Genomic DNA, 18,361 nt, shown 5'->3' with positions numbered 1-18,361 from the left:
CTTAGTCCATGAAGCCTTGCAGCTTCAACTCAATGGAACGAGGGTTTTCACCTTCGGCGATCGACAGAATTCCTTCCAGCAACATTTCGCGATAACGCGACTGCCGCAGCGCGATGGACTTGAGCTTGGCCGCGACCGGCAAGAGAATCAGGTTGGCACTGGCCACGCCATAGATGGTCGCGACAAACGCCACGGCAATGCCGTTACCCAGTTGCGACGGATCGGCGAGGTTGCCCATCACGTGAATCAGGCCCATCACCGCACCGATGATGCCGATGGTCGGCGCGTAGCCGCCCATGCTTTCGAACACCTTGGCCGCTTCGATATCGCGGGATTCCTGGGTGTAGAAATCCACCTCGAGAATGCTCCGAATGGCTTCCGGCTCGGCGCCGTCGACCAGCAGTTGCAGGCCCTTGCGCGAATAGCTGTCAGGTTCGGCGTCGGCCACGCCTTCGAGGCCGAGCAGGCCTTCCTTGCGCGCCGTCAGGCTCCAATTGACCACGCGGTCGATGCCGCCGGCCAGGTCGACACGCGGCGGAAAGAAGATCCAGCCGAGAATCTGCATGGCGCGCTTGAACGCGCTCATCGGTGATTGCAGCAGCGCGGCGCCGACCGTGCCGCCCAGCACGATCAGCGCCGCCGGGCCGTTGGCCAGCGCGCCGAGGTGGCCGCCTTCAAGGTAGTTGCCGCCGATGATGGCGACGAACGCCATGATGAGGCCGATAAGGCTGAGAACATCCATCAGATACACGCCTCGACGATGTGCTTGCCGATGTCGTCCAGACCGTACACGGCGTCAGCCAGATCGGCTTTGACGATGGCCATCGGCATGCCGTAGATCACGCAGCTTGCTTCGTCCTGCGCCCACACCGAGCTGCCGCCCTGCTTGAGCAGACGCGCGCCTTCGCGGCCGTCGGCGCCCATGCCGGTCAGCACGACTGCCAGAACTTTGTCGCCGTAGGATTTCGCCGCCGAACCGAACGTGATGTCCACGCACGGCTTGTAATTCAGACGTTCGTCACCCGGCAGAATCTTCACCGCGCCACGGCCGTCGATCATCATCTGCTTGCCACCCGGTGCCAGCAGCGCCAGGCCCGGACGCAGGATGTCGCCATCCTCGGCTTCCTTGACGCTGATGCGGCAGAGCTTGTCGAGGCGCTCGGCAAACGCTTTGGTGAACGCCGCCGGCATGTGCTGGATCAGCACGATCGGCGCCGGGAAGTTCGCCGGCAATTGCGTCAACACACGTTGCAGCGCAACCGGGCCGCCGGTCGAGGTACCGATGGCAACCAGTTTGTAGGCTTTGCGTTTCGGGGCCGACGACGAAGCACTGGCAGCGGATGCGCGAGCAGGCGCTGGCGCAGGCGCCGGACGTGCCGGGACAGGGCTGCTGTGGCTCGTGTGGCTGCCGTAGCTCGACGCTGCCGGAGCAGGCGTCGGCGCTGGCGCTGGCGCAGCGGCGGGAGCCGGCGCGCTGTAGGCACTGAAACGACGGTTGCTGCGCGAAATGCTGTGGACTTTCTCGCACAGCAGCTGCTTGACCTTCTCGGGATTGCGCGAGATGTCTTCGAAATTCTTCGGCAGGAAATCCACCGCGCCGGCGTCCAGCGCATCGAGGGTTACCCGCGCGCCTTCGTGAGTCAGCGAGGAGAACATCAACACCGGGGTCGGGCAGCGCTGCATGATGTGCCGCACTGCCGTGATGCCGTCCATCATTGGCATCTCGTAGTCCATGGTGATCACGTCAGGCTTGAGGGCCATGGCCTGATCGATCGCCTCTTTACCGTTGGTGGCCGTACCGACCACCTGGATGCTCGGATCCGCCGAAAGAATTTCCGAGACGCGGCGGCGGAAAAAACCCGAATCGTCCACCACCAGGACTTTGACTGCCATAAACACTCCATTAGGTGCAGCGGCGCGTCATCGCGCCGCCGCCCCGGATTCAAATACGCTTTGTGGCGTAACGCTTGAGCATGCTTGGAACATCGAGAATCAGCGCAATGCGGCCGTCACCGGTGATGGTGGCGCCGGACATGCCCGGAGTTCCCTGGAGCATTTTGCCCAATGGCTTGATGACCACTTCTTCCTGGCCGACCAGTTGATCGACGACAAAGCCGATCCGCTGTGTGCCCACCGAAAGAATCACCACATGGCCTTCGCGCTGCTCTTCGTGAGCGGCGGAGCTGACCAGCCAGCGCTTGAGGTAGAACAATGGCAGCGCCTTGTCGCGCACGATCACCACTTCCTGACCGTCGACGACATTGGTAGTCGACAGATCGAGGTGGAAGATTTCGTTGACGTTGACCAACGGGAACGCGAACGCCTGATTGCCAAGCATGACCATCAGCGTCGGCATGATCGCCAGGGTCAGCGGCACCTTGATGACGATCTTCGAACCCTGGCCCTTGGTCGAGTAGATGTTGATCGAACCGTTGAGCTGGGAAATCTTGGTCTTCACCACGTCCATGCCGACACCACGGCCGGACACGTCGGAGATCTCGGTCTTGGTCGAGAAACCCGGGGCGAAAATCAGGTTGTAGCACTCGGTATCGCTCAGGCGATCGGCCGCGTCCTTGTCCATCACACCGCGTTTTACCGCGATCGAACGCAGGACGTTCGGGTCCATGCCTTTGCCATCGTCGGAGATCGACAGCAGGATATGGTCGCCTTCCTGCTCGGCCGCCAGCACCACGCGACCGCCACGGGCCTTGCCCGATGCTTCGCGTTCTTCCGGCGACTCGATGCCGTGGTCAACGGCGTTGCGCACCAAGTGGACCAGCGGGTCGGCCAAGGCCTCGACAAGGTTTTTGTCGAGGTCGGTTTCTTCACCCACCAGTTCCAGGTTGATCTCTTTCTTGAGCTGACGTGCGAGGTCGCGAACCAGACGCGGGAAGCGCCCGAAGACCTTCTTGATCGGCTGCATCCGCGTCTTCATCACGGCGGTCTGCAGGTCAGCGGTGACCACGTCGAGGTTCGACACGGCCTTGGACATGGCTTCGTCGCCGCTGTTGAGGCCCAGGCGCACCAGACGGTTACGCACCAGCACCAGCTCGCCGACCATGTTCATGATCTCGTCGAGCCGCGCGGTATCGACGCGCACGGTGGTTTCTGCTTCGCTGGCCGGTTTTTCTGCCGGGGCAGCGGCTGGCGCACGGGCCGGTGCCGGTGCCGGTGCAGCCGCGGCGGCCGGTTTCGGCGCTTCGGCTTTCGGCTCAGGCTTGGCCGCAGGTTTCGGCGCAGCGGCTGCAGCAGGTGCCTTGGCGGCAGGCGTGGCGACGCTTGATGCGGAGCCAGCAGTCGCAGCGCTGGCGTCAAACTTGCCTTTGCCGTGCAATTCGTCGAGCAGCGATTCGAATTCGTGATCGCTGATCAGGTCGCTGCCGGCCGCAGCGGCGGCCGGTGCAGCAGGTGCTGCCGGCGCCGAAGCGATGGCCGATTCCAGCGCGTCAACGGCGAAGTTGCCCTTGCCGTGCAACTGATCGAGCAAGGCTTCGAATTCGTCGTCGGTGATGTCCGAGCTGTCGCCCTTGGCAGGCGCTGCCGGAGCTGCTGGCGCCGCTGGAGCGACCGCATCGACAGCGAACTGGCCTTTGCCGTGCAGTTGATCGAGCAGCGATTCAAATTCGGCGTCGGTGATTTCATCGCTGGCGGCCGTGTCGGCAACCTGCGCTGGAGCAACAACAGCGGCCGGGGCCTCGGCCTGGGCCTTGACGGCATTCAGCGAGTCCAGCAACTGTTCGAATTCGTTATCGGTGATGTCTTCCGATGCGCTTTCGGCGACCGGCTCTTCCACCGCTTCTACCGGTGCGGCAACGGCTTCATCCGCCGATTGCGGTTCGGCCAGGCGCGCCAGCGCGGCCAACAGCTCCGGCGTCGCAGCGGTGATCGGTGAACGTTCACGGACTTCGCTGAACATGCTGTTCACCGCGTCCAGTGCTTCGAGCACAACGTCCATCAGTTCTGCATCAACGCGACGCTCACCCTTGCGCAGGATGTCGAACACGTTTTCGGCGATGTGACAGCACTCCACCAGCTCATTGAGCTGAAGGAAGCCGGCGCCCCCTTTTACAGTGTGGAAACCGCGAAAAATTGCATTGAGCAGATCTGCATCATCCGGACGGCTTTCCAGCTCGACCAGTTGTTCGGACAGTTGCTCAAGAATCTCGCCGGCCTCAACCAGGAAATCCTGAAGGATCTCTTCATCGGCGCCGAAGCTCATTAATGGGGTGCTCCTAACAGGTCTAAAAACCTAAACTTCAAAATCCAAGGCTGGATAGCAAATCGTCCACATCGTCCTGACCGGACACAACGTCTTCTCGTTTATCGGCATGAATCTGCGGACCTTCACCCTGCGAGAGATGTTTTTGTGGATCTTTTTCGGCAAGCATTGCGGCGCGGTCATGTTCGATGCCCGCAAAGCGGTCGACCTGACTGGCCATGAGCACGAGTTTGAGCAGATTGCTTTCGACTTCGGTGACCAATTGGGTCACGCGCTTGATCACCTGACCGGTGAGATCCTGGTAGTCCTGGGCCAGCAGGATGTCGTTGAGGTTGCTCGACACCGCACGGTTGTCCGTGCTGCTGCGTGACAGAAAACCGTCGACCCGGCGCGCCAGTTCGCGGAACTCTTCGGCCCCGACCTCGCGACGCATGAAGCGACCCCAATCGGCGCTCAACGTCTGCGCTTCATCAGCCAGACTGTTGACCACCGGCGTGGCGCTTTCCACCAGATCCATGGTGCGGTTGGCCGCGGCTTCCGTCAGCTTGACCACATAGCCCAGGCGTTCGGTGGCGTCGGTGATTTGCGACACTTCCTCGGCCTGCGGCATGTGCGGATCGATCTGGAAATTGACGATCGCACTGTGCAGTTCACGTGTGAGCTTGCCCACTTCCTGATACAGGCCGCGGTCACGGGTCTGATTGAGCTCATGGATCAGTTGCACCGCGTCGCCGAACCTGCCTTTTTCAAGGCTCTCGACCAGTTCGACCGCGTGTTTTTTCAGGGTCGATTCGAAATCGCCCTGTGATGATTCGTTATGCTCCATAGCTCCCCCGCGCATTCATCAGCCGATGCGTTCGAAAATCTTCTCGATTTTGTCTTTCAACGCTTGGGCCGTGAAAGGTTTGACTACGTAACCGTTCACACCGGCCTGAGCGGCCTCGATGATCTGCTCGCGCTTGGCTTCAGCAGTCACCATCAACACCGGGAGGTGCTTGAGTTTTTCATCGGCGCGCACGTGACGCAGCAGGTCGATACCGGTCATGCCCGGCATGTTCCAGTCCGTTACCAGAAAGTCGATGCTGCCGCTGTTGAGCACCGGAATGGCAGTGGTGCCATCGTCGGCCTCGACGGTGTTGGTGAACCCAAGATCGCGCAGCAGGTTCTTGATGATCCGCCGCATCGTTGAGAAGTCATCAACGATGAGGATTTTCATGTCTTTGTTCAATTCGACCTCCAAGCAGTCTTAAACGCGCCCAGCACCTGGACACGCCACTTCAATCAATCGGCATAGCACTCGAAGTTTGTCTGGAGCACAACGGATCGAGACCGGCGCCGTTGATCACCGCACCAGCCTCGTTTCGCAGTGTCCCCACACTGCCTTCAGCGCGCTCGCCACTCCCCCAAACGCCCCCGCAGACGGGCCGCGCACTGGCTGTGTAACTGGCTGACCCGCGATTCACTGACGCCAAGGACTTCACCGATTTCCTTGAGGTTCAGCTCTTCGTCGTAGTACAGCGCCAACACCAGTCGCTCACGCTCCGGCAAATTGGCAATCGCGTCCGCCAGCGCCGCCTGGAAGCGTTCATCTTCCAGATCGCGTGACGGCTCCATATGAGCACTCGCGCCATCCTCGTGCAGCCCTTCGTGTTCGCCGTCCTGCAACAGGTCGTCGAAACTGAACAGGCGACTGCCCAAGGTGTCATTCAGAATCCCGTAGTAATCGTCGAGACTCAATTGGAGTTCGGCCGCAACCTCGTGATCTTTAGCGTCACGGCCGGTTTTAGCTTCAATCGAGCGAATCGCGTCGCTGACCATCCTGGTATTACGGTGAACCGAGCGTGGTGCCCAATCCCCTTTGCGCACTTCATCGAGCATCGCGCCGCGGATTCGAATGCCCGCGTACGTTTCGAAACTGGCGCCTTTGCTGGCGTCGTATTTGGTCGAGACTTCGAGCAAACCGATCATCCCGGCCTGGATCAGGTCTTCGACCTGCACGCTGGCCGGCAGGCGTGCCAGCAAGTGATAGGCAATGCGCTTGACCAGTGGCGCGTAGCGCTCGATCAATTCGTATTGCGCGTCACGCGCCGACTTTTTGTAAAGATTCATGCCACTGGCGGTCATATCACAGGCCCTGCGGTTTGCTGCACGAGACGCTCGACGAAAAATTCCAGATGCCCGCGCGGGTTGGCCGGCAGCGGCCAGGTGTCGACCTTCTGGGCGATGGCCTTGAAGGCCAGCGCGCACTTGGAACGGGGAAAGGCTTCGTAGACGGCGCGCTGCTTCTGCACTGCCTTGCGCACGCTTTCGTCGTACGGCACGGCGCCGACGTATTGTAGGGCGACGTCAAGGAAGCGATCCGTGACCTTGGTCAACTTGGCGAACAGGTTGCGCCCTTCCTGCGGGCTCTGCGCCATGTTGGCCAGCACGCGGAAGCGGTTCATGCCGTAGTCACGGTTGAGCAACTTGATCAGCGCGTAAGCGTCGGTGATCGAAGTCGGCTCGTCGCAGACCACCAGCAACACTTCCTGGGCGGCACGAACGAAACTGACTACCGAGTCACCAATACCCGCAGCGGTGTCGATCACCAGCACGTCGAGATTGTCACCGATATCGCTGAACGCCTGGATCAGGCCGGCGTGCTGCGCCGGGCTCAGGTGCACCATGCTCTGCGTGCCGGAGGCCGCCGGCACGATGCGAATCCCGCCCGGGCCCTGCAACAGCACGTCGCGCAGTTCGCAACGGCCTTCGATAACGTCGGCCAAAGTGCGCTTGGGTGTCAGCCCCAGCAGAACGTCGACGTTCGCCAGGCCCAGGTCGGCGTCCAGCAGCATGACCCGACGGCCAAGCTCTGCCAGCGCCAGCGACAAGTTCACTGACACGTTAGTCTTGCCGACGCCACCTTTGCCGCCGGTCACCGCGATCACCTGTACGGGATGCATGCTGCCCATGTTATTTCTTTACCTTGTCTTGCATAGACGGAGGCCACATTACTGGCTGCGCGTTCCTGATCGGAACAATGCGTGGCAGACCATCGATGTAGGTACAAAAACTGTTCATGATTACCTCAGCCAACCTGCTTGGTCGGGCTGTGATAGATATCAGCGAACATGTCAGCCATGGCTTCTTCGCTGGGTTCTTCCTGCATTTGCACGCTGACGGCGCGGCTGACCAGTTGATGACGGCGCGGCAGATGCAAATCATCCGGAATCCGTGGGCCATCGGTCAGGTACGCGACCGGCAATTCATGACTGATCGCCAGGCTCAACACTTCGCCGAGACTGGCCGTTTCATCCAGTTTAGTCAGGATGCAGCCGGCCAGCCCGCAACGCTTGTAACTGTGATAAGCGGCGGTTAGAACCTGTTTCTGGCTGGTGGTTGCCAGGACCAGATAATTTTTTGAGCGAATGCCACGCCCGGCCAGGCTCTCAAGCTGCATGCGCAACGCCGGATCACTGGCTTGCAGGCCGGCAGTATCGATCAAAACCACGCGTTTGCGTAGCAGTGGATCCAATGCCTGCACCAGCGACTGACCCGGATCGACGTGCGTTACCGGCACGTTGAGGATGCGCCCGAGGGTTTTCAGTTGTTCCTGCGCGCCGATGCGGAAGCTGTCCATGCTCACCAGTGCAACGTTTTGCGCGCCGTACTTGAGCACGTAACGCGCAGCGAGCTTGGCCAGCGTGGTGGTCTTGCCCATGCCGGCGGGGCCGACCATGGCAATCACACCGCCCTCTTCCAGCGGCTCGACTTCCGGTACGGCAATCATCCGCGCCAGGTGCGCCAGCAGCATGCGCCAGGCCTGACGGGGTTCTTCGATATCGGTGATCATCGCCAGCAGATCCCGCGACAGCGGGCCGGACAAGCCGATGCGCTGCAGACGGCGATACAGATTGGCCTGGGCCGGACGGCTGCCTTGCAGCTGATTCCAGGCCAGGGTGCCGAGCTGCACTTCCATCAGCTCGCGCAGGCTGTTCAATTCAAAACGCATCGAATCCAGCGCACGCGGATCGACACCCGCCGAAGCCTGCGCAGGCGCTGCGGCCGGGCGCGTCGGTGCGGCGTAGGTCGGCTCGCTCAGCGGTTCGGCAGCGGTCAGCGGCAGGCCAGCGGTCAATGGCAGCCCGGCGAACAACTGCTGATTGGTGTTGCCGTCGGCTTCGCCACGCAGGCTCAGCTCGGCCTGGGCGGTGACGATGCGCGACTGGGTCTTGCGCAGCTCGTCTTCGAGTTCCATGTTCGGAACCCGTGGCGCCAGCGCCGACAATTTGTAATCCAGTGCCGCCGTCAACTCGACGCCGCCGGCGATGCGGCGGTTGCCGATGATGGCGGCATCAGCGCCCAGCTCATCGCGAACCAGCTTCATGGCCTGACGCATATCGGCGGCGAAAAAACGCTTAACTTGCATAAACCACTACCTCAGCCGTTGGGCCCTACTGTCGCAACGATGGTCACTTGCTTGTTGTCCGGTACTTCCTGGTAGGCCAGCACATGCAGGCCTGGGACTGCGAGGCGGCCGAAGCGCGAGAGCATCGCGCGAATCGGGCCTGCCACTAGCAGGATCACCGGTTGGCCTTGCATTTCCTGACGCTGGGCCGCTTCGATCAACGAACGTTGCAGCTTCTCGGCCATGCTCGGCTCCAGCAGAACGCCCTCTTCCGAGCCTTGTCCTGCCTTCTGCAGACTATTGAGCAATATCTGTTCCAACCTTGGTTCCAATGTGATTACAGGCAGCTCGGACTCAGTGCCTACAATGCTTTGGACGATTGCACGGGATACGCCGACCCGCACAGCGGCGACCAGAGCGGCGGTATCTTGACTCTTGGCAGCGTTGTTCGCGATCGCCTCGGCAATGCTGCGAATGTCGCGCACCGGCACGTGTTCGGCGAGCAGCGCTTGCAGGACCTTGAGCAACTGCGACAGCGAAACCACGCCCGGCACCAGCTCTTCCGCCAGTTTCGGCGAGCTCTTGGCCAGCAATTGCATGAGTTGCTGCACTTCCTCGTGGCCGATCAGCTCACTGGAGTGCTTGTACAGAATCTGGTTCAAGTGGGTGGCGACGACGGTGCTGGCGTCGACCACGGTGTAGCCCAGCGATTGCGCCTGGGCGCGCTGGCTGATTTCGATCCACACCGCCTCGAGGCCGAAAGCCGGATCTTTGGCGTTGATACCGTTGAGCGAGCCGTAGACCTGGCCGGGGTTGATCGCCAGTTCGCGGTCCGGGTAGATCTCGGCCTCGGCGAGGATTACGCCCATCAGCGTCAGGCGGTAAGCGCTCGGCGCCAGATCAAGGTTGTCGCGAATGTGCACGGTCGGCATCAAAAAGCCCAGATCCTGCGAGAGCTTCTTGCGCACGCCCTTGATCCGCGCGAGCAATTGCCCACCCTGATTGCGGTCCACCAGCGGAATCAGGCGATAGCCGACTTCCAGGCCGATCATGTCGATCGGCGTCACGTCGTCCCAGCCCAGCTCCTTGGTTTCCATGGCGCGGGCCGGCGACGGCAGCAGTTCCTGCTGACGCTTGACCTCTTCCAGCGCCACGACCTTGGCCACATTCTGCTTTTTCCAGAACAGGTACGCGCCGCCCGCAGCCAGCGCCGCCATGCTCAGGAAAGAGAAGTGCGGCATGCCCGGCACCAGGCCCATCACCGCCATCAAACCAGCGGCCACGGCCAGCGCTTTCGGCGAGGCGAACATCTGGCGGTTGATCTGCTTGCCCATGTCTTCCGAGCCGGAAGCACGGGTCACCATGATCGCCGCTGCTGTAGATAACAACAGTGATGGCAATTGCGCCACTAAACCGTCACCGATGGTCAGCAAGGCGTAAACCTTGCCCGCATCGCCGAAGCTCATGCCGTGCTGGAAGATACCCACGGCCATGCCGCCGATAAGGTTGATGAACAGAATCAGCAGGCCGGCGATGGCGTCACCGCGGACGAACTTGCTGGCACCGTCCATCGAACCGTAGAACTCCGCTTCCTGGGCGACTTCCTGACGGCGCGACTTGGCTTGATTCTGGTCGATCAGGCCGGCGTTGAGGTCGGCGTCGATCGCCATTTGTTTGCCGGGCATCGCATCGAGGGTGAAACGCGCGCTCACCTCGGAAATCCGCCCGGCACCCTTGGTCACCACGACGAAGTTGATGATCATCAGAATCGCGAAGACCACGATACCGACCACGTAGTTACCGCCGATCACCACCTCACCGAAGGCCTGGATCACCTTACCAGCGGCGGCGTGGCCGTCCTGACCGTGGAGCATCACCACCCGCGTCGAGGCCACGTTCAGCGCCAGGCGCAGCAGCGTCGCCACCAGCAGAATGGTCGGGAACACGGCGAAATCCAGCGGCCGCAGCGCATACACGCAGACCAGCAGGACGACGATGGACAGGGCAATGTTGAAGGTAAAGAAGACGTCGAGCAGGAACGGCGGTACCGGCAACATCATCATGGCCAGCATGACCAGCAGCAACAACGGCACGCCCAGATTGCCTCGACTGAGGTCGGCAACGTTGGTACGTGCTGTATTGAATAACTGAGTGCGATCCACCGGTTTTCCCCGTTCCTTTAAAGCAAACTTTTGACGCCCCGAACGGGCGCAGGGCGGCTATTGCAAGAAGCTTTCCAACTTTTGCCGGGGAATGAAATAGAGCGGTTTTACTTGGGATTATCGGCTGATTGGGTTGACCCCTTCGCGAGCAGGCTCGCTCCCACAGTTTGAAATGCATTCCCGATCGGACATTTGGAATACGGCCCCTGTGGGAGCGAGCCTGCTCGCGAAGAGGCCATCGAATGCCGCGCATTTTTTCGATTTAAACGAAGCTGTTTAAAAGACACCTTCAGACACGGTCTCAAGGCTACAAATCCTTGCGCCATTGCCTACAGCCAAGCCAGAATCCGCCGGCTTGTGCGCTTTGGGGTCGGGTTCTATCGTGGTCCGGTCGCTGACGAATCAGCGATCGGGTTTAGCGACTCGGACCAACTCAGTGCATCAGCGATCGTGGCTTCGTTGCGGGATTTTTCGCCCGCGATAACGTTATGGCGGCTGTATGCGGGAGACCTTCGGGTCTACCGGGGTGCCTGAGACCGGTTCGCTAACCCGCGTACAGCTGCCACCTTCACTTGTTTAGCGACAGGGAAAAGAGTGGCTTCATAACCTCAGGAGCATCACCATGATCAAACCAACACCCAACCCGCCCGAATCCGACCCCACCTCCCCCTACGAATCCCTCGATTCGAAAAAACTCCACCAAGCCGCCGACCGCGCCCTCGACCACTACCTCTGCCCACCCGGCTCCACCCCACCGCCCTTCAGCCCCCGCGCCATGTACGCCGTCACCGCCGACACCAAAAACGAAGACCTGCTGGCCAACGCCTGCGAAACCCTCGCCTCGGCTAAAACCATCGCCCAGGAATTCGCCGGACTGGTGAAACCATCCCAGCGCCGGACGCTGATGGGCATCGCGCAGTTGATCATGCTCGGGGAATTGGCGGTGAATCGGGTGCTGGATAATCTGGAGTTGCCGCAGTAGCTCGGCGCAATGATCGTTCCCACGCTCCGGCGTGGGAATGCAGCCCGGGACGCTCTGCGTCCCATCTGGAGCCGAACGTTTGGTGTCCAATCGAGGCATCCGTTGCTGCCCGGACATAATCAAATGTAGGCGCTGTCGAAGGCTGCGATCTTTTGTTTTTGTCGTTTCCGGAAGTGACCGTTCGTCGCGACTGTCAGATCTTACAGGTGTGCGATTTTCAATTTAACGCTCTCATCAACCCTGCTGATATCAACCGCGCAGGAGCATCACCGATGAGCCAATCCACCCAACCGGACAACACCGTTCTGGCGCTAGCGCCCCCAATCGTCAACGGTCGCACCGTGCCAGTAGAAGGCGCAATGATTGGCCTTTCCATAGTGGCCTACGATCTGGTCACCGACGGCGAAGGCGCCATTGTATTTGCGGATCCGCCCTTGTCAGGCACCATGGATCCTAATGACGTAATGGAGCTATGGCTCGAGGCGGAATCGGCGGTACTGGACAGTGAAACCATTGTCGATCCTGATAAGCGCACCACCTTGCGCATCCCGAGGGGTCGATTGCATCCGGACCGGATAAACGAGCTGTACTATACCGTCAGACGCGGCAGCGACAATATCGGCACCTCCACAACACTGACGATCCACTACAACCGCATTCGTCCCGGCCTGAAGGATCGATACGACGCACCTGGCGGCCACTCAGAACTTGAATTGCTGCTACCGGACGTGATCAAGAACGGCGTCGGCCCAGACTTCGTCAGCGCCGAGGTGTGCGTCCAGTACCCGTATTGCCGGGCGCACGACGTCATCACGCTGAAGTGCAACGGTGAATTTCTCGAACCAAAACCCAGAGTCCTTCCGACCCAGGCGCCCCTCTTCCCCGGCTCCGAGGCTCCCATCAAAATCTGTTTCACCGTCACCCGCGCGTTTCTCGACAAGGCGAAACGGCAAGACAAGAAACTGCATTTTTCTTACACCGTCACCGACCAGATCGGCAACGGCCCAGACACCGATGCGCCCTGGTCACCGGTGCAGACGGTGAATGAGGATTTGGACGGCACCCTTCTGCCGAAGCTGATCCTGCTGGAACGCGAAGAGGACTATCCGGGTGACGTTGCCGAGATCATCGATCTGGAGAAGCTGGGGAATAACAACTTGCTGATGGTTGTGCTGACCAAAGATCCGCGCATTGAAGTGGGTGACGAAATCGTAGCGACTTACACTGCGACTGATACCGGACAACCCACGGATGTGGTGGAGGTCGTCAGGGGTAACGTTGAGGAGAAACCGTTCATAGGGAAACTGCCCTGCTTCCTTGAGGTGGCCAGAAACAAGGTATTCGCTGACAGTAAAGTGACGGCGACTTATGAAGTGCGTAGACCCGGGGTTGGTTTGGTAGGCACGTCCAACATAGCCAGCGCTGTCGTGATCGGCACTGCTCCGATCGAACTACCACCGCCAGCCTTGATGCCAGCAACAGTGCCGATTGACGTTTTGGATAATCCGGCAGGAGTGAAGCTGCAGGTAACAGGTTTCACACCACAGACAGATGATAAAGCCCAATTCGTCCAGGTAAACGCGCCGGCCGGAACGCCGCCGTTTCCGGTGGTGGATTTTATTGATGGGGTTGCGGAGATTTTATTGAGTGCTGCGTTTCTGGCGGCTTGGCATGGCAAGGCGATTGAGTTTCGTTGGGATCTGATTCGCGCTGGAGCGCCTGCCGGAGAGTCACCAGCAGCCAGGTTTGATGTCATGAAGATTGCCGATGGAGACTCACGTTTACCGATGCCGAACATCGCCGGCAACGTCAGCGGCGTGTTGAAGATTTATGAACTTCAACCAGACGCACGGATTCTCGCGGTGAAATGGCCCTTGTTCGAGCCGGGGCAACCGATCTGGGTCACGTGTGCAGGTTTTAATAAGAATGGTGATCCCGTCAGCAAGAACGTCAGGTCGGGAGAGCCTAATGATTCGGTAGATGGGTTGTCGGTAGAGGCGCCTGTTGAGTGGCTGAAAGAACTCAAGCATGGGACTGAACAGACAACCACCCTGAAAGTAAACTTAGGCGGGGCCGCCAATACAGCGACGGCAGTTGCCTTACCTATACGCACTTATATATTGAAGTGTGAGGTACGACCGACACTCGACAACGTTCTGAACGACAAGGATGTTGAAGTACCCGAAGGGATGACGACCGTCAGTACCACATTGACTCTAAGAGGTACGGCTAGCGAGGATAAAGAAGTCGAGGTCTATGACGGAAGCGACACAGGTGCAGAGTCGAAAGGAACAGCCCGAGCCGATATGCAGACGGGCGAGTGGGAAAAGACGATAACTGTGGAAGTTGGCCCACATCGGTTGTTTGCCGAGGCATTGTATGGCAACAATCTGATATCTGATGCGCGAAACCTAACGGTAAGACGTAAACTTGCGATCACGTGGGATTTTGATGACAACACTTTTCAGGGATGGGCCCCACAGGGTGCATATAGGGGGGAATTAGTTGCGAATGGCGGTGCTATTAAGACGTTTACCGACAAATCCTCGGACTACTCCGGGCTGGTAATGAAAATAATGATATCGGTAGTATCTGGAGTAACCTATGACTTTGGATTTTCTGTGGTAGCTCGATCGCTAGGCACTTATTCGACAGTCCTGGATTTGAGAATCAACAACGTAGTTATAGGTGCCAAAGTGAACACGGGAAGGGCTAAAGACGTTTGGAAAACCGGCGCGGGTGTATATACAGCCCTATCAACCGAAAACGTAACGCTAGGGCTTTGGAATTACACTCCTTCTGGACACGGCAATGACTTCGACATAGACAATATATGGATCCAAGAGCGTTAGCTGTCATTTGAAATCGAAAAAGGCAACGCCTTTATTCACTTTCTTATAAAACAGACTTTTGACGCGACGAGCGAACTTACGGCTACTGCAAGAAGCCTTTCAGCTTTCGCCACTAATTTAAACGGAGGGGGCTTTAGCCGTGAGTTTTCTACTGGCCGAGGGGGCCCGTGAGGTCAGCACAAATTTCCTTTTGACCCCTGGTGTTTAAAAGACACGTCAGGACACGCCTTCAAGGCTACAAGTTCTTGCGCCATTGCCTACAGCTACGCCAGAATCCGCCGGCTTGTGCGCCTTGGGGTTGAGCCTTATCGTGAATCGGTCGCTGACGAATCAGCGACCGGGTTTAGCGATCCGACACCCTACAGACGCAACAATCCCCAGTCTCAATTGCAACTTGTCTATCTGCACTTGGCGTCATGGTGGCTGTGCGTGGGAGACCTTCGGGTCTACCCGGGGTTTCTGTGACCCGGATCGCTAACCTGCGTACAGCCGCCACCTTTACTTGTTTAGCGATGAGCCGTGGCGGCCAAATCAACCACGGAGTCTCACCATGATCAAACCAGCACCCAACCCACCCGAATCCGACCCCACCTCCCCCTACGAATCCCTCGACTCAAAAAAACTTCACAAAGCCGCCGACCGCGCCCTAGACCATTACCTCTGCCCACCCGGCTCCACCCCACCGCCCTTCAGCCCTCGCGCCATGTACGCCGTCACCGCCGACACCAAAAACGAAGACCTGCTGGCCAACGCCTGCGAAACCCTCGCCTCCGCGAAAACCATCGCCCAGGAATTCGCCGGACTGGTGAAGCCATCGCAGCGGCGGACGCTGATGGGGATCGCGCAGTTGATCATGCTTGGGGAATTGGCGGTGAATCGGGTGCTGGATAATCTGGAATTGCCGCAGTAGCACGGCGCAATGATCGTTCCCACGCTCCCGCGTGGGAATGCCTCAACGGACGCTCTGCGTTCGGCTTTGGAAGCGAAGCGGAGCTTACCGGGCTGCATTCCTTTGTTGCGCCGTGGGAAAGATCATCAGTGGGCGAGCTACTAAGCAGTCAGTATCTGCTTGGCCGTGATTTCGCCGAAAGCCAGCTGATTGCGATCGACATACTTCACGCCTCGAAATACCGATTGGCCTTCAACCTCGACGAAATCCTCGTGCATGTACATGAGCACGACTTTGGTCGTTGGCGCTGTGATTTTCGGAATGGCCAAGCCAGCCTGCAACAGGTTCAGCGCCCAATGAAATTGCATTAAAGGTAAATCATCGATCGTGATCAGGCCGCTGTCGTGCAGCAATCGGAAGTCCCGGCTTGCAGTGATACGCAACTTTTGCCCGACGATCTGAAACGCAGGCTTGCTATAGCGCACCTCCAGATCAGCATTCGAGGCCCATTGATCCATGTAATAACGTGGCGATGTGAACAGCGCGAACAAGGCCATTTTGTGTCCGACATTGCCCGCGCTATCGAACAGATAGTTGTAGGAGTAGTGGTAAGCCAATCCGTCCAGTTCAGGCCTGATGGCATTGACCGGGTTGTTCAGATAATCGGGGATATAAACGTTGGCCATCTGCACGAAGTGGGTGAAGTCGAGATCGAGGTCAAAGCTCACCGTGTACCGTATGGATCGTTCTTTGGGGTTTTGCTCCAGCTGTCCTGAAACGTAGTCCAGTGTCATTCCTTCGAGTTTTTTATAGATTCGCTCTGCCATGATCTCTATCTCTGCGCTCAGGGATTATTCCCAAGTGCATAGCAACGCGGTTGGATAGCGGCGTCTACTGTCAGAGTTGACAGGTTGAGAGACTTTCCAGACGAGCGGTAACCATCAGGAATCCCGACGCAAATCCGGCGGGATCGGCAAATCATCTTTCAACGGATCCGGCCGCTTGCCCTTGCCCGCCTGGTGTTGGCGGATCTGGTAGACGTAAGCCAACACCTGCGCCACTGCCAGATACAGCCCGCCAGGAATTTCCTGCTCAAGCTCAGTTGAGTAATAGATCGAGCGCGCCAACGCAGGCGACTCGAGCAGCATGACGTTATTGGCCACGGCGATTTCGCGGATTTTCAAGGCGATGAAGTCGCTGCCCTTGGCCAGAAGCACCGGGGCGCCGCCCTTTTCCGAGTCGTACTTGAGCGCGACGGCGTAGTGGGTCGGGTTGGTGATGACCACGTCGGCTTCGGGGATCGCCGACATCATGCGGCGCTGGGACATTTCGCGCTGGGTCTGGCGGATGCGTTGCTTGACCTCGGGGCGGCCTTCCTGGTCCTTGTGTTCGTCGCGCACTTCCTGCTTGGTCATCAGCAGTTTCTTGTGCGCTTCCCAGAGCTGCACCGGCACGTCGACGGCGGCGATGATGATCAGGCCGCAGGCCAGCCACAGGGTGCTCCAGCCCACCAGCAACACGCTGTGGATGATTGCCATGTCCAGCGGCTCGTGGGCGATGCGCAAAAAGTCATCGACGTCGGCAGACAACACCACCAGGGCCACGCCCAGGGTAATCAGAAACTTCGCCAGTGCCTTGAGCAGTTCGACCACAGCCTTGAACGAGAACATGCGCTTGAGGCCGGCGGCCGGGTTCATTCGGCTGAACTTGGGTGCCAGGGAGCTTGCGGCGAACAGCCAGCCACCGAGGGAGATCGGCCCGATCACGGCGGCGAGCAACAGGGTGATCATCACTGGCTGAATCGCCAGCAAGGCAATCAGGCCCGACTCCAGCAAGAACCGGCCCATGGCGCCCTGGTCCATGACCACTTCGCGCGACAGGGTGAAGTTCAAGCGCATCACGTCCATCAGTTCTTGCGCGAGCATGCCGCCGAAAATCAGCAGCGCAGAGGCACCGGCCATCATCACGGCGAGGGTGTTGAGTTCTTTGGAGCGGGCAATCTCACCCTTTTCACGGGAATCCTTTTTGCGTTTCTCCGTGGGGTCTTCTGTTTTGTCCTGACCGCTCTCGCTCTCTGCCATGACTCAGCGCGCCCGTGCCAGTTCGCGTAGCAACTGCAGGGCCTCGCTGGCCAGCGGTTGATACTGGTTGAGAATGTCCGCCAGCCCCACCCAGACGATGAACAGGCCGAGCACCAGGGTCAGCGGAAAACCGATCGAGAAGATATTCAGTTGCGGCGCGGCGCGGGTCATCACGCCGAAAGCGATGTTGACCACCAGCAGTGCGGTGACGGCCGGCAACACCAGCAACAGCGCGGCGCCGAGCACCCAGCCGAGTTTGCCGGCCAGTTCCCAGTAATGCTCGACCATCAAACCGCCGCCGACCGGCAAAGTGGTGAAGCTTTCAGTGAGGACTTCGAACACTACCAGGTGGCCGTTCATCGACAGAAACAGCAACGTCACCAGCATGGTGAAGAACTGCCCGATCACCGCCACCGAAACGCCGTTGGTTGGGTCGATCATCGAGGCGAAGCCCATGCCCATCTGCACTGCGACAATCTGCCCGGCGACGGCAAACGCCTGGAAGAACAGTTGCAGGGAAAAGCCCAGTACGGCGCCGACCAGAATCTGCTCGCCGATCAGCAGCAGGCCGCTGAGGTCGAGCGGGCTGACGGCGGGCATCGGCGGCAGCGCCGGGGTGATGACCACGGTGATCGCCACGGCGAAATACAGACGCACGCGACGCGGAATCAGAGTGGTGCCGAACACCGGCATGACCATCAGCATCGACGCCACGCGAAACAGCGGCAACATGAACGACGCCACCCAAGTGCTGATCTGGGTGTCGGTCAGCTGAAGCAGCGATTGCAT

15 protein-coding genes are annotated in these 18,361 nt (G+C 59.3%); 3 read left to right on the top strand and 12 right to left on the bottom strand.

Going from position 1 to position 18,361, the window contains the following annotated elements; genetic code table 11:
- Position 1 precedes the first annotated feature (1 nt).
- The 9 genes from PS14A_RS06920 to flhA all read right to left on the bottom strand — a co-directional run bounded on the left by PS14A_RS06920 (position 2) and on the right by flhA (position 10,768).
- Positions 2–742, bottom strand: a complete 741-nt coding sequence (locus tag PS14A_RS06920; RefSeq protein ID WP_016771055.1) for a flagellar motor protein — start codon at positions 740–742, stop codon at positions 2–4.
- Positions 742–1,893, bottom strand: a complete 1,152-nt coding sequence (locus tag PS14A_RS06915) for a chemotaxis response regulator protein-glutamate methylesterase (protein ID WP_212615592.1) — start codon at positions 1,891–1,893, stop codon at positions 742–744. The genes PS14A_RS06920 and PS14A_RS06915 overlap by 1 nt, the downstream gene beginning before the upstream one ends.
- A 49-nt stretch (positions 1,894–1,942) precedes the next feature.
- The gene (locus tag PS14A_RS06910; protein WP_212615591.1) at positions 1,943–4,219 is read right to left on the bottom strand and encodes a chemotaxis protein CheA; all 2,277 of its coding nucleotides are present in this window, start codon (positions 4,217–4,219) and stop codon (positions 1,943–1,945) included.
- Between the two features lie 37 nt (positions 4,220–4,256).
- On the bottom strand, positions 4,257–5,045 hold the full coding sequence (locus tag PS14A_RS06905; protein ID WP_042607546.1) for a protein phosphatase CheZ: 789 nt from the start codon (positions 5,043–5,045) through the stop codon (positions 4,257–4,259).
- 18 nt (positions 5,046–5,063) lie between these two features.
- Positions 5,064–5,435, bottom strand: a complete 372-nt coding sequence (locus PS14A_RS06900; protein ID WP_024012118.1) for a chemotaxis response regulator CheY — start codon at positions 5,433–5,435, stop codon at positions 5,064–5,066.
- Between the two features lie 167 nt (positions 5,436–5,602).
- Complete coding sequence (fliA, locus tag PS14A_RS06895) at positions 5,603–6,343, bottom strand: RNA polymerase sigma factor FliA (protein ID WP_016771059.1); 741 nt, start codon at positions 6,341–6,343, stop codon at positions 5,603–5,605.
- The gene (gene fleN / locus PS14A_RS06890; RefSeq protein WP_016771060.1) at positions 6,340–7,170 is read right to left on the bottom strand and encodes a flagellar synthesis regulator FleN; all 831 of its coding nucleotides are present in this window, start codon (positions 7,168–7,170) and stop codon (positions 6,340–6,342) included. The genes fliA and fleN overlap by 4 nt, the downstream gene beginning before the upstream one ends.
- A gap of 116 nt (positions 7,171–7,286) precedes the next feature.
- On the bottom strand, positions 7,287–8,627 hold the full coding sequence (gene flhF / locus PS14A_RS06885; protein WP_024012117.1) for a flagellar biosynthesis protein FlhF: 1,341 nt from the start codon (positions 8,625–8,627) through the stop codon (positions 7,287–7,289).
- 11 nt (positions 8,628–8,638) lie between these two features.
- Positions 8,639–10,768 (bottom strand): flagellar biosynthesis protein FlhA, encoded by a 2,130-nt coding sequence (flhA, locus tag PS14A_RS06880; RefSeq protein ID WP_016771062.1) that lies wholly within the window; start codon positions 10,766–10,768, stop codon positions 8,639–8,641.
- Between the two features lie 622 nt (positions 10,769–11,390).
- Between flhA and PS14A_RS06875 the strand changes: the two genes are divergently transcribed.
- From PS14A_RS06875 to PS14A_RS06860, 3 genes are all read left to right on the top strand, one after another.
- On the top strand, positions 11,391–11,750 hold the full coding sequence (locus PS14A_RS06875; protein WP_024012116.1) for a DUF6124 family protein: 360 nt from the start codon (positions 11,391–11,393) through the stop codon (positions 11,748–11,750).
- 272 nt (positions 11,751–12,022) lie between these two features.
- Positions 12,023–14,602 (top strand): hypothetical protein, encoded by a 2,580-nt coding sequence (locus tag PS14A_RS06870; protein WP_212615590.1) that lies wholly within the window; start codon positions 12,023–12,025, stop codon positions 14,600–14,602.
- A 550-nt stretch (positions 14,603–15,152) separates the two neighbouring features.
- Positions 15,153–15,512, top strand: coding sequence for a DUF6124 family protein (locus PS14A_RS06860; protein ID WP_212615589.1), 360 nt, complete (start codon positions 15,153–15,155; stop codon positions 15,510–15,512).
- Positions 15,513–15,652: 140 nt separating this feature from the next.
- Here PS14A_RS06860 and PS14A_RS06855 read toward each other — a convergent pair whose 3' ends face one another.
- From PS14A_RS06855 to fliR, 3 genes are all read right to left on the bottom strand, one after another.
- Positions 15,653–16,318 (bottom strand): hypothetical protein, encoded by a 666-nt coding sequence (locus tag PS14A_RS06855; protein WP_212615588.1) that lies wholly within the window; start codon positions 16,316–16,318, stop codon positions 15,653–15,655.
- A 114-nt stretch (positions 16,319–16,432) separates the two neighbouring features.
- Positions 16,433–17,572, bottom strand: coding sequence for a flagellar biosynthesis protein FlhB (gene flhB, locus PS14A_RS06850; RefSeq protein WP_130912803.1), 1,140 nt, complete (start codon positions 17,570–17,572; stop codon positions 16,433–16,435).
- A 3-nt stretch (positions 17,573–17,575) separates the two neighbouring features.
- The gene (gene fliR, locus PS14A_RS06845; protein WP_039761194.1) at positions 17,576–18,361 is read right to left on the bottom strand and encodes a flagellar biosynthetic protein FliR; all 786 of its coding nucleotides are present in this window, start codon (positions 18,359–18,361) and stop codon (positions 17,576–17,578) included.

This window comes from Pseudomonas sp. 14A, from assembly GCF_018132745.1.
GTDB lineage: Bacteria > Pseudomonadota > Gammaproteobacteria > Pseudomonadales > Pseudomonadaceae > Aquipseudomonas > Aquipseudomonas mercuritolerans.
Note: the sequence above shows the minus strand (reverse complement) of the source record. Positions and strands in the feature narration are given on the sequence as shown.

Coding starts and splice junctions, on each gene's coding strand:
- PS14A_RS06900 (WP_024012118.1), bottom strand. CDS start 5,435: ATGAAAATCCTCATCGTTGATGACTTCTCAACGATGCGGCGGATCATC.
- PS14A_RS06920 (WP_016771055.1), bottom strand. CDS start 742: ATGGATGTTCTCAGCCTTATCGGCCTCATCATGGCGTTCGTCGCCATC.
- PS14A_RS06855 (WP_212615588.1), bottom strand. CDS start 16,318: ATGGCAGAGCGAATCTATAAAAAACTCGAAGGAATGACACTGGACTAC.
- fleN (WP_016771060.1), bottom strand. CDS start 7,170: ATGGGCAGCATGCATCCCGTACAGGTGATCGCGGTGACCGGCGGCAAA.
- PS14A_RS06910 (WP_212615591.1), bottom strand. CDS start 4,219: ATGAGCTTCGGCGCCGATGAAGAGATCCTTCAGGATTTCCTGGTTGAG.
- PS14A_RS06915 (WP_212615592.1), bottom strand. CDS start 1,893: ATGGCAGTCAAAGTCCTGGTGGTGGACGATTCGGGTTTTTTCCGCCGC.
- PS14A_RS06860 (WP_212615589.1), top strand. CDS start 15,153: ATGATCAAACCAGCACCCAACCCACCCGAATCCGACCCCACCTCCCCC.
- PS14A_RS06905 (WP_042607546.1), bottom strand. CDS start 5,045: ATGGAGCATAACGAATCATCACAGGGCGATTTCGAATCGACCCTGAAA.
- PS14A_RS06875 (WP_024012116.1), top strand. CDS start 11,391: ATGATCAAACCAACACCCAACCCGCCCGAATCCGACCCCACCTCCCCC.
- fliR (WP_039761194.1), bottom strand. CDS start 18,361: ATGCAATCGCTGCTTCAGCTGACCGACACCCAGATCAGCACTTGGGTG.
- flhB (WP_130912803.1), bottom strand. CDS start 17,572: ATGGCAGAGAGCGAGAGCGGTCAGGACAAAACAGAAGACCCCACGGAG.
- PS14A_RS06870 (WP_212615590.1), top strand. CDS start 12,023: ATGAGCCAATCCACCCAACCGGACAACACCGTTCTGGCGCTAGCGCCC.
- fliA (WP_016771059.1), bottom strand. CDS start 6,343: ATGACCGCCAGTGGCATGAATCTTTACAAAAAGTCGGCGCGTGACGCG.
- flhF (WP_024012117.1), bottom strand. CDS start 8,627: ATGCAAGTTAAGCGTTTTTTCGCCGCCGATATGCGTCAGGCCATGAAG.